The sequence below is a fragment of the Indolivaga macrotermitis genome (assembly GCF_900128985.1).
GTDB classification, from domain to species: domain Bacteria; phylum Bacteroidota; class Bacteroidia; order Bacteroidales; family Dysgonomonadaceae; genus Dysgonomonas_A; species Dysgonomonas_A macrotermitis.
On sequence record NZ_FQUC01000003.1, the window covers coordinates 270,115 to 285,870 of the forward strand.

Sequence of the window (15,756 nt, forward strand, 5' to 3'; positions counted from 1 at the left end):
CTCCAAGGAGAAAGTTATTAATGAAGGATTCATTAACGATAATAGACAAAAATCGTCCTGATACAGCTTTTATATATACGAGAGGCGCCAACGGATTGATAGAGATGCCTCAAAATAACTGGACTCCGTTTCCTTATAACGTAAGTTTCAGGGATACTGTAATATATAATCCTGCTTATCTCCCAGTTGTATTCGATGGAAAGATACTTCCACCCGATCTCGATTTTATGTCAAAGTCGACAGGGTTCCCTTCTGCACCATTGCAACTCATACCCGAAGACAGTACATTTGTCCCGACTCTGAAAAGACTAGAGCAGGTTCAGTTATTGCGCCGGGATTTTTATACCAATATGAATAATATAGAGAATGTACGGTATAATGCTTTTACACTGAAAAAACTGCCACAGATTAATCAGGATGAAGTAACAAAGCGGAATATCCTGCATGATTTAATCACGGCCGAAGATCCTATAACAGTAGCTCCTGTTGAACTGCCTAAAATTGCGCCTAAATTTATCTACTGGACTTATAATGGCGAGCACCAATTACAGGCGACACACAATTTTATTTCGGATAATTGGTATAAAGGCGGAAATAGAAGTTTCTATATTGTAAATAGTCATAAACTTTATTTGAATTATAAGAAAGATAAGTTATCATTTCAGAATACTTTTGAATGGAGATTAAATATAGCGCAGGTTCAAGCTGACAAGGTTAATAAATATAGTGTGAATGAAGATTTAGTCCGTTTAATAAACACCTTAGGTTATAAGGCCTTCAATAATTGGGAATATACAGTTAAGTTAGAAAGTCAGACACAGTTATTAACGAATCATCCAATAAACTCAAAAGATAAAACAACTTCATTTCTTTCTCCTTTAACAGAAAACTTTGCTGTCGGTATGAAGTATTCTAAGGAAAAGGCATTTGCAAGCGATAAGTATAAGAAATTGGCATTCTCTATAAACTTATCACCTACCTCTTTGAACTATATTTATATAAGAGACAATGAGATAACCAACAGGCAGGGAATTGCAGCCGATAAGCACTCAAAATTAGAGTTTGGTTCTACTATAAACGCTGATCTCAAGTTTACATTCAACCGTTTTACGACATGGACATCTCGATTTAAATATTTTACCAATTACGAGAAAGCACAGATGGAATTTGAGAACAGCTTTAATATGCAGTTAAACCGATTCTTTTCCGTCAATACTAATGTATACCTACGATTCGACGATACAGGAAAAAAAGGGGAAGGCGATTGGGGTTATTTCCAGATGAATGAGATCTTGAGTTTTGGTTTATCCTATAACTGGTAATAGTTCAATAACCCGAATATGAGGTGTATAGCCAGATTGTGATAATTATTCTGGAAAATAGTATCCAAATAATTTGCATCGTAAACAAAAAGCCGTACCTTTGCAATCGAAATATCGCGGGATGGAGCAGTTGGTAGCTCGTTGGGCTCATAACCCAAAGGTCATCGGTTCGAGTCCGGTTCCCGCAACTAGAAAGAAAAGCAATCGAAAAATCGGTTGCTTTTTTGTTTTGAATTAATTGATTGAGAAGTTTAATAAAATTATTAATTACCGATATAACACTTAAAGAAAGGTCTTTCTTTGTAAATAATTATTTTGTCATAGTCATCAGAATTTAAAAAGGGTACTTATTATATGTGTATATTTGTCCTGATTCATCAATATAACTATGGCTAACTGTTTCAAGAATATCTTCTGCCGAATAACCATCGGGCATGTCTAAGAACTCTGTGTGAAAAGTAGTACCAAAAACCTATATTTACATCATCTTTCATTTTACCAACAAAACAAGTCCAATTCATGGTTAATGTCTTCTTGTATTTGCCTTAAAGTTGAAATAGGGAAAGCATATTGGCTTTTTTCTATCTTAGCAATATCATATCCGTTTAAGTGGCTCCCTTTAGCCACAAAAGATTTTTCAATATCATAATAACCCATCCCTGAGCTTTTACTAAAAATCCCATCTCCTGTTCTTTATTTTTTTAGTCTCTTTATTGCTAAATTGACTATCTTAGATGGACTTCTAAAAATAGCATAAGGCAAATAAGCGCCACAGATGTCTATATTCAAGCCCATAGAAAAGATCAACAGAAAGGAGGAGAAAAATTGGGATAGACTAGATTCCAGTCTTTATGTTTTTTAGTTTAAAATAATATTGAATCAGGACTTCTATTTTATCTTTTCTCATTTACAGCGTAGAGTTGAATAATACACTCAGAGAATACGAATAACTTTTTTATAAAAAGTTTATTATGAAGTTGTTTTATGAGAAAAACAGAAAAAAAACTTGGAATTTATTTATTATTTATTAATATTGTAAGACGATTTACAAAACTATAATTACTTAATCAGACAAAGATTTCGACAACACAAAATAGTGGTATTATCTTTATTCATTTAATTATTTTTTATGGCAGCTTTTACATAACAGTGTGCTAATGTAGAAAATTATATTAAAAGAATAGAGATCAATAATCGATCTATATTTACAAAATTTCAAAGTGCATTTATTGCATAAAACACAAATTTAAACTTTACTAAAATGAAGAAGAATCCATTTTTTATGGTGCTGTTCACTCTGGCATTATTAATCTCCTGTGCAGATGCAGATGAAAGGTATGCTCAAGAATCTTCGGAAACGCAAGCTTCTAATAGAGCAAAATATGTTTTTGCCTACATAACGGATTTGGAAAACAATTTACTTACTACAAGGGCAACATCTCTGAATGGTAAGACTTGGAACAGCGGATCTACGATTCGCATCAAGTTTTTGAATGGCAGTAGTTTCGCACAAAATAAAGTAAAAGAGGTTGCTGCAGAGTGGCTTAATTACGCAAACCTGAAATTTGAGTATGTAGATTCATCCGAAAATGCAGATGTTAAGATTGCGTTTCATTGGAATAATGAGCAGGTATCATGGTCTTCGATAGGAATCGATTGTAAAAGTATTGCACAGAATGTACCTTCTATGAATATTATGTTATTTGATGAGAATGATTCAAACGAAATTAATTCAGAAGATTTTGCTGCTATTATTTTAAGAGAATTCGGACATGTATTAGGGCTTGTATTTGAACACCAAGGCCCTGATTCGAAATTCAACTGGAATGTCGCACGTGTCAGGAATTACTTTTTGGCACAAGCATGGACTAGTGCTCAGATAGATAACCTTCTAACAATTTACAATACTTCGCAAACCAATTATTCCCAGTTTGACGATGAATCTATTATGTTATTATATTTTCCTGATTTTTTGACAACAGATGGAAAAGGGTCGAAATGGAATTCCAAGTTATCGGAAATGGATAAAGAATTTATTAGTACACTTTATTCCGGAAAACCAATTGAGATTCCTCACACAGTAAATCTTAAATATACACAGGATAATGGTACTACCAACTATCAATATACAGGAGTTCGTGTTGGTGAATATTATTGGGTAAACAACAATTTTTACCATCAGGTTCCCGGAGCTTGGGAAAATAGTTATCCCATAACACAGGCGCGTTTGGATAAATACCTGCCATGTGCACGTCTGGATATATCGCAGTATCAGATAAATATCGCAGATTTTGAGAGATACTACGGTATTTATTATTGTAGGGCAAGCGTAGATTATATGTCACAAAACGGTAAAATGTTTGAAAATCAAAATACTATCGCATCAAATTGGGAATTACCCTCTGCTGTAGATTTTCAACAACTATTTGCTATGTGTCCTTTTTCTGTCAGTACAGACGAAGTTCTGAGAGAAGCTGATGTCCGTTTTGCCTTAAGTCCAAAATTAAATGACAATCCTCTTGCATTTAATATTTCAGATCCTACAGGTGGTCCATATAGAACTTATTGGTTTATGACTGGTGACAATATTGATATTTATGATTTTAATATGATGCCTGGCGGAGCAAAGCTTAATGGTACTACAAATTGGAACAATGGAGTAGATGATCCGCATCCCGGAGTTATCGGCGATATATATCATTTGTTCTATACAGTTGGTTATTATACAAAAGAATCGAATGTATACATACATGATTATCTGGATACTAAAAATCCATATAGCTATCATTGGTTCAACGTTCGCTGGTGCCGTAAACTAACAGATGCAGAACTTGGCTATAAACTATATATTAATGGAGCTCAAACGGATATAAAGAAACTTGCACTAACAGAAGCTGTACCATCTGGATATTCAGAATTGGCAAAAGGTTATATTCGAGGATTTTATGTGCAATATATTTTAGATAATCCTTCACCTGTATATACAGTTTCGGACATAGTAAGGCTGGCTGGAAACGTATCAGATCTCACTAAAAACAACTGGTAAAAACAGGCAACAAACTTACTTAAACACAATTAAAATTAAAGAAAAATGAAAAAACAACTCTTTTTCGTAGTGCTTTCTATGTTGGCACTATTGTTAGGCACATCTTGTTCGCAGGATTTGGAAACTATCGGAAGTACCGATGTAGGTGGCATAGCAGCTGATTTAAAAAATAATTATGTATTTGCATTAAAACCAACTACTCAATCGGGTATTGAAACAAGAGCGTCTGTTAATAAAAATTATCGGTGGGATAATTATTCAATAATAAACATTGCCTTCCTTAATGGGAGTACGATTGCTCAGAATAAAGTGAAAGAGATTGCACAGGAATGGCAGAAACTTATTAATCTAAAATTTGTCTATACGACAGATATATTAGATGCAGATGTTAAGATAGGCTTCAAATACAATGGAGATCGTGTAAACTGGTCATCTTTAGGTACTGAATGTTGGGACTATTGGGGTACAGACGAGCCTACAATGAATATACTCTTAAATGATGAGAACAGTGCTGCCGAATTAAATACGGAAGACTTTTCAGGAGTTGTTCTAAGGCTATTCGGTCATATGCTTGGTCTATTATATGAACATCAGGGACCGAATGCAGCTCTAAAATTAGATGAAACTAAAACATATGCGTATTTCAAACCTTTTGGATGGACTGAAGATGCTATTGACTCCTATATATTAAAGCTATACAATACAAAACAAGCTAATCCAAGTACACCTGTGTACGACGAAAACTCAATAATGAATCTATTTATACCTTCGCATTTAGCTGCTAGTTCAGATAATACAACGGGAACTAATAGATATATAACTGTGCTTTCGGACATGGATAAAGAGTTTATCGCTTCTATATATCCAAGACCAGAGTATGTACCTGGTGCCGAAGGAAGTGTATATCTTGTTATTCCTACCGGAGAAAATGGTGGATATGGCCTTTTAGGTTGGAATTTCGATACTGAAACACAGCAGGCATGGGGTAATATTGAAAAAACATATAAGACAATAGAAGTCGGGGAATATGTTTGGACAGCAGAGAATCTGAAACTCAAATATTGGAATCTTTGGTCTACCCTATATGAATTTATGAATCATACCCAAGCGAAAATAAATACAGTAACTGGAACAAATAATGTCTATACAGTAAAGCAATTCGAGGATGTTTTCGGAACGTGGACTAATTGTTATCAAGAAGCTAAGTTTTATAAAGATAAATTCAAGTTCTATACAATCAAAGGAGGAACTGAGATTCAAGGATTTAATTTGCCTGATAAAAATGATGTTCTTCAACTGATAGGACAAATGCCGATTAAGACAGGCAATATGTACAAAGATTTTATAGACTTTACTTTTGCGAACACAGATGCAGTAAAAAAACTAAGTAGCAATTCGATCGCTGATCAAAATCTGACTTTTGGTTCTCCGTATATCTCCAACTCTAGTAATACATCTCAATTGAATCTGACTCCTCTGGGTTTCAAAGGTAACGAACCCGATGATAGTGGTCAACATTATTCATTCGGATATGGACTTGGATTGCAGATGAGAGAAGACGGCAGGATGCTTTATGCTGGAGATATAAGTGGGCTTGTTGTTAATCAGTATTTGTATCATTTCTGCCAGGCTAGGTATTGTAGACAGATGACAGCTACTGAACGTGGTTATGAGTTATACATTGATGAAGCAAATGATCAGGTAGTTGCAAAAAAGCCAGCACAAAGTGCAACAGGCCTTACTATTCTGCCAATAGGTTTGGAGAGGGGAATTGCCTTGCGTAGCTTTATTAAGGATGATATGATTGTGATCGACTCATGGAGTTCGATTAAGGCAGAAGCAGCACGAATAAGAGCTTCTATTAGCATCCAATAAAAATATAGGATCAATTTTAAGCCCTCCAATAGTTCATGTTAAGAGCTTTGGTGGGCTTTTCTTTTGTTAAAGGTTAGGGTTTAGAAAGTTTTCCGAACACATAGTCATATTTAGCTATAACTTTTTCATAAAATTTAAATTCAATTACTATACGTTCCGGTACCTTTATACTTTGGTTTTGTCCTGTCGGATGATGGCAGTAAAATAATTAAACTCTCCCCATAGCAAATGCGATCTGTGTCGAATAATATATCTGGACTTCGAGATCTTGTTTTTCACTGCTCTTATCCAGTAATATTTTCCCTTCGTACTTCTTTTAAGGTGAATGATTGACGGAGCTGACCAGTTGCTCACATTCTTTCCGATCAATAAGGATATCATACATGGATCGGGTTCCAGCAACTGAAAAAGAAAAAATCATTGAAAAGAGGTTCTTTCTATAAACTTTAATATCAATTATAATTAATCAAGCAAATAGATAACAGATCAGTCTATCTTACGGATTCTCGTTTTATTAGTATAGAAATACTTAACGATATTATTCCCAATATAAAGGTTATCCAGGCAAAAGGATTATCACTCATATAGAAAACAGACAGTATTCCGTTTAAACAAAGAAATGATCCGATAAATAATATAGGAGTACTTACCCAAGTAAACCTATCGGCTTTATTCAAAAGAGTGAATAGTAGTCCACCACTCAAGATTAGCGATGTACCGCAGATCAGGCTCATATAAACCATTGCATCCAGATCTGGTTTTGACAGGCACTCTAGACCCTCCTGTATCAAGGGCGTAAAAGTTGCTATATCATGGATAATTCCTAGAAGTAAGAGACTAATAGCTGTAATTTTACCCGAAATAATAATCTTGCTCATCTTAATCTTGGTTTGGATGTTGTATTTTTTCTCTATGCTAAGTTAGAGGTTTTATACAATAAAATAGGGGAATTTGAGACGAAACGTGGTATTTCTGAGACGAAACACGGCTTAGTACGGATACTTATGCAGAAAATAGAGAATATTTTAAAAGTTAAATATTGTAAATGTGTTATCCGAAATAAATCTATTGCAATAGTTAACTGTTATATACTTCAAAGTAGTAAAGAAAATAAAAGAACATGAAAAAGAATCGTTTTTATTTATTGATGGCATGTATATTCCTATTCACGGGAGCAGTAAACACTATGCAGGCTCAATCTGTTTCAAAGATATTTAAATCGGCAGTTAATCATTTCTCGTCTCTGGATCTCGAAGGTACCTGGGTATACCAAGGAGCAGTCGTTCAGTTTGAATCAGACAATTTATTGAAAAAAGCGGGAGGAAAAGTCGCTGCTGCAAGTTTAGATAAAAAAATCAATGATCAATTGAACAATATTGGTTTTCAGGCGGGAGTAACAGTTTTTACATTTAATGCCGATAGTACATTTACAAATACTACAGGAGGCAAAAAGATGAGTGGTAAATATACCTATGATAGTAATACTAAATATATAACATTGAAATATCTGAACCACGTTCCTTTAAAAGCAAAATTGTCGGGATCGGGTGATAGTGTTTCATTATTGTTCGAAGCAAATGGATTCCTGTCTATGATAACATTCATAGGAGGTCATACCGGCATATCTGCCGTCAGTAGCCTGAATTCGATATTAAAATCGTATGATGGTATGATGGTGGGAATGGAGCTTAAGAAGCAATAAACAAAAGTAAAATTCTTATTATTGAGAAAGAATCATTGAAAGGTGGTTCTTTCTTTTTTTTACGAAACTCAATAAAACGAAGATACTCGCAATTTAAACGGTGCTTTCTATTCTTCGTATTATTTTTCGCCCTAATTCAAGAAAGGGCTTTTCGATACACCTATATGAAATAGATGACAATAGCACAGACATAAATAATAATATGACAAACCTGATTCCAAAGTTTAGATTACTGGTGAGAAATGATCCCGAAGATTCAACAAAGTTCAATAAATTCCATTTTGCCATCCAATGTAACACGACAAAATGCATCAGGTACATACTAAAACTTATTTTTCCTAAATATCTGGTTATAGGGTTTACAAAGAGTTTTATTTCTTTGAGAGAAAGCGCATATCCCAGAAAAACAAAGGCTATTCCGTATATAACGTGATTTGAGTATAGTTCCCTTCCCGTTGTTATTTGTAATAAAGCTCCTAATGCGAACAGGACAATCACATAAGGAGAGATACTCCATTCTTTTTTAGGTACAGTGATGAGGAAAAACATGAATATACCACAAGCAAATACCGGTAACTGATTGGGCAGATAATAATATAGAAAATGTTGGTTTAAAGTTGGGTCATCAGTAAAAGGATATACTTTTAACAGATTGGTAATTACATGTTGCAGGAGTATAGTAATCAAAATAAATATAGAAGCCTGATTCATATTCTTTATTTTCATGAATAGGAATGGAACCAAACAATAAAAGACCATTTCGACGGAAATAGTCCAGCCTCCCGGCACTACTGTATTTATCCAATAAGGATTAAATCCGTGCACAAAGAAAAATGTAGAAATAATGGATGAGCTTGTTAATTCAGGAGGTATATCAGGTGTAAGCACTCCCCAAAAATATCGTTCTATGGTAAAATATATTATTGCCAGATAGAACATTGGGGCTATACGGAAAAAACGCCGGATAAAGAATCCCCGGTAAATATTTGTATTCTTATCATTCCTCCGGCTTAATGAAAGGAATAGAGTAAATGCACTTACAATAAAAAAGAGTTGTACACCACGCCCGCCATTCTCCGCTATATCATTTAGTATTGAAGGATAGATCTCATTTCCGTATCCCAGACAATGCACTAATAAAACACCTATTACAGCCCATCCTCTAAGGGCATCTATATATCCAAGTTTAAGCATTAGTTGTTTTTTATTCTTACTAAAGAGATCAGACTTTTAAAGGGTTATGACTTGTAATATCAGGTAAGTTTCTGACAACTTGGGCAATAATAAACGGTTCCGCCCAAATATGCTTCTTTGATTATTGTATCTCCGCAATTCGGACAAGGAGATTTATATGTATTTTTCGATAAAATACATGCGTAGCCCCCTTTATTACCATAGAAATCTTTTTCAGTATCACGACCTCCTTTATCGGTCATATTTTGTAACGTAAATTTCAGGCAGTGGAACAAGTCGCTTTTCTCTAAATCGCTGATTGTTGAGATTTTTCTCTTTGGATGTAGCCCGGCTTTGAATAGTATATCCTGTAAAACGCCATTACCCAGACCCGGAATCCGTTGTTCTGTGGCTAACAATGCTTTAATAGATAAATCTTTTGTGGTGTCCTTAAATAAGCTATTAAGGTAAATCTCGTCAAAGTGTTCATCTAGCGGAGATATTTTAGCCAGACTACCACTATAATAGGGATTATCTAAGTCTCCCTCAAATGCTAAGATACTACCGTACATCGAAACAGTGAATGCAAGAAAAGTTTTATCCTCAAATTCGATCAACAATTGATGTTTTCCCGGATGAGGCTCTATTGCAGGATAGTATTTCATATTCACACCGTCACTTATAGCGATACGGATGTTGTTGTCACAGAGCAGGCTTACGAAGGCTCCATGCCCGATAGCAGACTCTATTTGCCTTCCTACCAATAGTTTCGAATATGCTTCGGGGTTACCATGATACCATGTAAATCGATGCGGGCTAGTCGCCAATACAACTTTAGATATAATTTTATCTAATAAAATACTTTCAGCTTGATGTGCTATTGTTGTAGATTCAGGTATTTCAAGCATTTGTTAGTTGTTTTAGATTTATGACAAATATAAGAAACAATGCCAAAATAATATTCCGAAAATATGCTTTAAATGAAATAATACAAACAATAGAAAGAAATGTGGTTATCTTATTAACTTTCCATTATAAAGCCAGTAAGAAGAACACATACCTTTATTACAGAAATTCGATCAGATCATTATATAGAATATCCTGATCAATTACATATCCGGCATGATCGTATCCATTCATAATTTTCAATTGTGCATTAGGTATTATTGCTGTAATATCGTGAAATAGTTGTTCTTTGAAAAGATCGTCCTCTGCTGCGACAACTAATGTCGGGTTAGAGATGCTTTTCAATGAATCTAATTCGATATTAGGCTCTTCCAGCATCAACCGGAGTAATGGATCATTTGTATTTCTGTATTCGGTTTTTAACCATTCCAGATTCTCTTCTTTAAAATCAGAGGGTTTAAGATTTACTCCCAGTAAGACAATTTTATTGAATATCGAATTATCTTGCAGAGCTATTAGTAGACTGATGATCGCACCATCGCTAAAGCCAATGATCGATGGCTTTTGTAAACCAACATTCCGGATAAAACCGATAATATCAGTAGCCATAATCTCGTACCCGAAATCAGTTGTTCTAGAACTTAATCCATGATTACGGCTATCGATAGCATATACTGTAAAGTCATTTTTCAATTTCAGGATTAAAGCATCAAAAATATGATGATCTTCGCCATTACCATGTAAAAGGATGATGGGCAGGCCATTCCCTTCTTTTGTATAATGGAGTGTAATATCATTTACTCTTATTTCCATCTACTAGAGGTTTTAAAGAATACAACGAAGTTCGTCTAACGATTCTATAGTATAGCTGGGTGAGATACCATTACTGTCGGCTACCTTTTTAGGATTGAACCACACCTGGTCCATTCCTGAATTCTTTGCTCCGATAATATCCGTATTAATATTATCGCCAATCATAATACAGTCCGCTTTTGATACACCGGCTTGTTGCAATGCATAATCGAAAATGATAGGGTGGGGCTTATTCTTACCAACCTGATCGGATAATATCACTTTCTTAAAATAATGTCCGACTCCGGCATTATGTATCTTTTTGTCTTGTACCTCTTGAAAACCATTAGAAAGTACATACATATTATATCGCGGCTGTAAATAATCCAGTATTTCTTTAGCGCCGTTAATTATATTTTTACGGGACGAAACTCTTCCCATAAAGTCCTGATTGATATCTAAAGACTGTTCTTTGGTTATATCCGTATATCCTTCGAGGGTTTTGGAAAAACGCTCCGACATGAGATGGTCTTTTCCTATCAGATTCTGTTCGTATAAGTCCCAAAGATGAAGATTCACCGATTGGTATCTGGTATAAAAATCGTCGAATGTCGGGAAATAATTATCGTATTTATAATCGGTATAAATCTCACTTATGGCATCCTTACTGTTTTGTTGAGTATCTAAGATAGTATCGTCTAAATCGAAAAAAATGGTTGAATATTTCATTGGTGTGAGTGTATCTGGAAAGTAAATTTTATTTATTGTGTTATACCTGTACTTTAAAAATAAACACTGGTAAGGGAGTTATCCTTACCAGTGTCCGTATTATCTAAAAATCTTCATTTTTTTAGTCAACCTGAATAACTAAGAACTGTCCTAAGCTCCAGAAACGTTTATAATCGTTTATCTTTATTATAGCCTGATTATTAGCATCCTTAGCAATAGTATAACTATCCTTTGGCTGATCGGACAATACTTTTGCTTTTTTAGCATAAACAGGAATTTCTTTTACATCACGGATATCGACTTTAATAAATATTGATTTATCAATCGATTCTTTCAAAACTTTAGTCGAAGAGAGGAATCCTCCGCTAACAACTTTTGCTTCTTTCAATTCTTTAGATGTTCCGAATATGTAGTAACCTGTATTCAGGGCTTTTTCTTGTTCCTTCAATTTATTAGCTTGCTCCACATTTTGAGCGGAAAGATCCTGAACATTGGTATTTAGCTGTTCTACAGCTCCTGTTAAGGATGCAATCTGAGCATCTCTCGTAGCTAAAGCATCACGAAGTTCGATAATTGAAGCACTGCGTTGCTCTAATTCAGCAGTTAACCGGTCTACGGTTTGTTTCAGTTGAGTAGCTTGTCCGCCTGCACCTTTCAGTTTTTTATTCAGTGCTTCGATATCAGCTTTGTTCTTTTTCAGAATATCATTGATCATCTGAAAATTCTCAGTAACCCGGGTTTTGGTATCAGAAGACATTTCTCCTTTAGCTTTGGACTGAACTGTCAGGTATTTTTCAGCTTCTTTTATTTGGTTAAAGTTGTTCTCAACTTCATTTATAATCGACATCAACTCAGAAATATCCGTCTGATCTTTGTTTGATACCTGTAATAAAGAATCTCTTTCGGCTTGCAGAGCTTTATATTCATCCGAGTTTCTCACATTACATGATGCTAAAACTCCAATACAAAGACATCCTAAAATTACTTTTTTCATAACTATATACTTTTTTTGACTTTCTCTAATTAACATTCAATACTAGAAATAAGTTTTAAAGAACCTCAGCAAAATTAATTTTTTTTATTTAAAGCTCTTTCTTTTTTCTAATTTATTGATCTTTTCCTGCAATTATTAGGACAAATTCACCTCTCGGCTCCTTTTCGGTGAAGTGATTCACCAGTTCACGCAAAGTTCCGCGAACAGTCTCTTCATGCATTTTCGATATTTCGCGGCAAGCTGCGGCTTGCCTGTCTCCGCCCAAATATTCGGCAAGTTGTGTAAATGTCTTTACAACCCTGTAAGGCGATTCGTATAACACAATGGTAGTTGTGACTTCAGCTAAAGCCTGTAAACGAGTCATACGTCCCTTCTTTTGTGGAAGGAAACCTTCGAAGTAAAATTTGTCACAAGGTATCCCCGAGGTTACCAGTGCCGGAACGAAAGCTGTAGCTCCCGGTAAACATTCAACCTCTATCCCTGCTTTGATACACTCACGGCTGATAAGAAAACCCGGATCCGAAATACCGGGAGTTCCGGCGTCTGATACGAGCCCGATGTTTTCTCCGGCATTCAACCTGTCTACAATATGGGCTATTGCTTTGTGTTCATTAAATTTATGATACGATTGCATTTTATTTACAATCTCGAAATGTTTTAACAGAAAGCTGGTTGTACGTGTATCTTCAGCCAATATCAGGTCTACTTCCTTTAACAGACGTATTGCCCTGAAAGTCATATCTTCCAGATTTCCTACGGGAGTCGGTATTATGTATAGCTTGCCTGTTGCCATCCTCGATGTTTATTACGCTTCTTGTGTATTGGTCTGCTTGTCGCCTGATTTTCCTTTAAACGAAAATATAAACAAGACAGCTATAACCAGAGCATATCCGGCAAAACAATACCAGATGGTTGGCCAATCGCGGCTCAGAACCTGCCCGTTTGAAGCATATTCTGAAAAATGATCCACAACAGCACCACTGGCATAGCCTCCGATAATGGCTCCAAGTCCATTAGTCATCATAAAGAACAGACCTTGCGCACTTGCCCTTATCTTATGATCGGCTTCTTTTTCGACAAATAGCGATCCCGATATATTGAAAAAGTCGAACGCCATACCATAGACAATCATTGACAAGATAAATAATATCAGCCCGTCACCCGGGTTACCGAGTCCGAAGAGTCCGAAGCGCAATACCCAAGCCACCATACTCATTAGCATTATTGTTTTGATTCCGAACCTACGGAGTACAAATGGTATAGCGAGTATAAATAATGTTTCGGATATCTGCGATATCGATAAAAGTATTACAGAGTGTTTCACTCCGAATGAATCGGCATATTCCGGGATGTCTCTAAAACTACCTAAGAATAAATCTCCGTAGGTATTGGTTATTTGTAATGCAGCCCCCAATAACATTGAGAAGAAAAAGAATATAGCCATTCTCTTCTTTTTGAAAAGGATTAAAGCATCCAACCCGAATGACGATAAAACGGTTTTATTTTCTGTTTTAGCAGGAGGGCATTTAGGCAATGTAAATGCATACAACCCTAAAATCAGAGCAGCACAGGCAGCAACATATAGTTGAGCGTTAGAATGCTTAAATCCGGTAAGGTCTACAGTCCACATAGCCAGAATAAAACCAACCGTACCCCAAACACGGATAGGAGGGAAGTCTTTTACTACATCCATATTTACTTTTTCCAAAGCATTATAAGATACAGTATTAGTTAACGACAGGGTGGGCATATACACCATCAGATTCAGTAACATTGCCAGGTGCATTTCCTGATAAGTGGTTGCTGTAGAAGCATACAATAAGAACACAGCACCTAATAAGTGACAAATACCATATAAACGTTCGGCATTGACCCATTTATCGGCAATGATTCCTGTGAGTCCGGGCATAATTAAAGAGGCTATACCCATAGCCGCAAATATGGCTCCGATTTGTCCGCCTTCGAAATGAAGTTCTGCACCAAGGTAACCACCAAGTGAGATAAGCCACGAACCCCATACAAAGAACTGTAAGAAGTTCATTATAATAAGGCGATACTTAAGGTTAACAGTATTATTCATAAGCAATGGTATATTTATTATGTAATATTTTTTGAACTATGATTGAGGTGGTTCTTATTTTTTTCCTTTTTTGAGGTAAATAAGGGTAGGAAGGTGGTCGCTGTAACCATTCAGAAAGTTAGTTCCCGAAAAAGTACGCAACGGATAGCCTTGGTATTTACCCGATTTTTGAAACAAATAGTCACGGCTGAAAATTTCCGATTTTATATAAGAAAGATTACTTTTACCTGTTTTCAAAAGGCTTTCGGATATAATAATCTGATCGAACAGATTCCATTCTCCTCTGTAGCATAATGTACCTTTTCCGCTTTCATGTATTTTCCATAATGTATTAAATAAACCTCCGGCTTTGACCTGGTTCATCTCTTTTTTAGCTCCCAGAGCTATGCTGGTACTTTTGTCTTTAGGGTCATCATTCATGTCACCCATGATCACAATCGCCACAGCCGGATTCGCTTTGTATATAGAATCACTGATGTGTTTACAGATACTAGCAGCCCTTTCCCTTAAAGGAGAAGAATCTTCGCCACGACGTGAAGGCCAATGGTTTACCAGTACACTGAAAGGTTCTCCTGCCAATAATCCGCTGACAACAAGGATATCGCGTGTACGGGTTTGGCTGCTTCCGGGAATGGTGAAAGGATAAACTTTATAAGATATTACTTTAAAATATTTCGGATTGTATATAAGGCCTACATCTATACCTCTGGCATCAGGTGAGTCCTGATGTACTATCTGATAGTTAGTTTGCGAAAGTTTTGTTTTAGAGATCAGGTCTTGCATTACTTTACGGTTTTCGACCTCGGCTACTCCTAGAATGGCAAAACCGTCTTTATTCTGTTCACGCCCCAATTGACTGATTACTTCCGCCAGATTATTCAATTTCTGCTTATATCTGTCTTCAGTCCATTTGTATTTTCCTTCAGAGGTGAAGTCTTCATCCTGTATGGTATAATCGCGTTGGGTATCGAAAAGATTCTCTACATTGTAGAATGCGACCGGATAGATCTCATTTCCTGAAGTCTGTGCGGAAACGTGTATCGCTACACAGGCAAAAAATATCAGAAGAAGTTTTTTTATCATTAATTTATCATATTAAATACACCGGACTGCAATTCTGCAATATGGATTGTACAA

General features: G+C 35.7%; 13 protein-coding genes and 1 tRNA gene. 5 read left to right on the forward strand and 9 right to left on the reverse strand.

The genetic code is table 11. From position 1 onward, the window contains the following. Window positions 1-20: 20 nt before the first annotated feature. From BUC12_RS06665 to BUC12_RS06680, 4 genes are all read left to right on the forward strand, one after another. Window positions 21-1,322: a DUF3078 domain-containing protein gene (locus BUC12_RS06665; RefSeq protein WP_062177635.1), complete on the forward strand. Its 1,302-nt coding sequence runs from the start codon at window positions 21-23 to the stop codon at window positions 1,320-1,322. Between the two features lie 115 nt (window positions 1,323-1,437). Further along, window positions 1,438-1,510, forward strand: a tRNA-Met gene (locus tag BUC12_RS06670). Window positions 1,511-2,583: 1,073 nt separating this feature from the next. Continuing rightward, window positions 2,584-4,368, forward strand: a complete 1,785-nt coding sequence (locus tag BUC12_RS06675) for a zinc metalloprotease (RefSeq protein ID WP_062177638.1) — start codon at window positions 2,584-2,586, stop codon at window positions 4,366-4,368. A gap of 45 nt (window positions 4,369-4,413) precedes the next feature. Continuing rightward, window positions 4,414-6,243, forward strand: coding sequence for a zinc metalloprotease (locus BUC12_RS06680; RefSeq protein ID WP_139262015.1), 1,830 nt, complete (start codon window positions 4,414-4,416; stop codon window positions 6,241-6,243). Between the two features lie 491 nt (window positions 6,244-6,734). Here the strand turns inward: BUC12_RS06680 and BUC12_RS06685 are convergent, their stop codons facing one another. Continuing rightward, window positions 6,735-7,121, reverse strand: coding sequence for a hypothetical protein (locus tag BUC12_RS06685; protein WP_062177643.1), 387 nt, complete (start codon window positions 7,119-7,121; stop codon window positions 6,735-6,737). A gap of 242 nt (window positions 7,122-7,363) precedes the next feature. Here BUC12_RS06685 and BUC12_RS06695 point away from each other — a divergent pair, with 242 nt between their 5' ends. Continuing rightward, entirely contained in the window at window positions 7,364-7,945 is a 582-nt protein-coding gene (locus BUC12_RS06695; protein WP_062177649.1) for a DUF4923 family protein, read from the forward strand. A gap of 93 nt (window positions 7,946-8,038) precedes the next feature. Here the strand turns inward: BUC12_RS06695 and BUC12_RS06700 are convergent, their stop codons facing one another. The 8 genes from BUC12_RS06700 to BUC12_RS06735 all read right to left on the reverse strand — a co-directional run bounded on the left by BUC12_RS06700 (window position 8,039) and on the right by BUC12_RS06735 (window position 15,702). Then, on the reverse strand, window positions 8,039-9,139 hold the full coding sequence (locus BUC12_RS06700; RefSeq protein WP_062177652.1) for an acyltransferase family protein: 1,101 nt from the start codon (window positions 9,137-9,139) through the stop codon (window positions 8,039-8,041). A 59-nt stretch (window positions 9,140-9,198) separates the two neighbouring features. Continuing rightward, on the reverse strand, window positions 9,199-10,026 hold the full coding sequence (locus BUC12_RS06705) for a formamidopyrimidine-DNA glycosylase (protein ID WP_062177655.1): 828 nt from the start codon (window positions 10,024-10,026) through the stop codon (window positions 9,199-9,201). A 157-nt stretch (window positions 10,027-10,183) separates the two neighbouring features. Then, a complete protein-coding gene (locus tag BUC12_RS06710) occupies window positions 10,184-10,837 on the reverse strand; it encodes an alpha/beta fold hydrolase (RefSeq protein WP_062177658.1) in 654 nt (217 codons plus the stop codon). A 12-nt stretch (window positions 10,838-10,849) separates the two neighbouring features. Next, window positions 10,850-11,545 (reverse strand): YjjG family noncanonical pyrimidine nucleotidase, encoded by a 696-nt coding sequence (locus BUC12_RS06715; protein WP_062177662.1) that lies wholly within the window; start codon window positions 11,543-11,545, stop codon window positions 10,850-10,852. Between the two features lie 121 nt (window positions 11,546-11,666). After that, a complete protein-coding gene (locus BUC12_RS06720; RefSeq protein WP_062177665.1) occupies window positions 11,667-12,539 on the reverse strand; it encodes a Cbp1 family collagen-binding glycoprotein adhesin in 873 nt (290 codons plus the stop codon). A gap of 112 nt (window positions 12,540-12,651) precedes the next feature. Further along, on the reverse strand, window positions 12,652-13,332 hold the full coding sequence (gene rsmI / locus BUC12_RS06725; RefSeq protein ID WP_062177668.1) for a 16S rRNA (cytidine(1402)-2'-O)-methyltransferase: 681 nt from the start codon (window positions 13,330-13,332) through the stop codon (window positions 12,652-12,654). A 12-nt stretch (window positions 13,333-13,344) separates the two neighbouring features. Beyond that, window positions 13,345-14,619 (reverse strand): nucleoside permease, encoded by a 1,275-nt coding sequence (locus BUC12_RS06730; RefSeq protein ID WP_062177671.1) that lies wholly within the window; start codon window positions 14,617-14,619, stop codon window positions 13,345-13,347. Window positions 14,620-14,673: 54 nt separating this feature from the next. Then, entirely contained in the window at window positions 14,674-15,702 is a 1,029-nt protein-coding gene (locus BUC12_RS06735; RefSeq protein ID WP_062177674.1) for an endonuclease/exonuclease/phosphatase family protein, read from the reverse strand. Window positions 15,703-15,756: the final 54 nt, after the last annotated feature.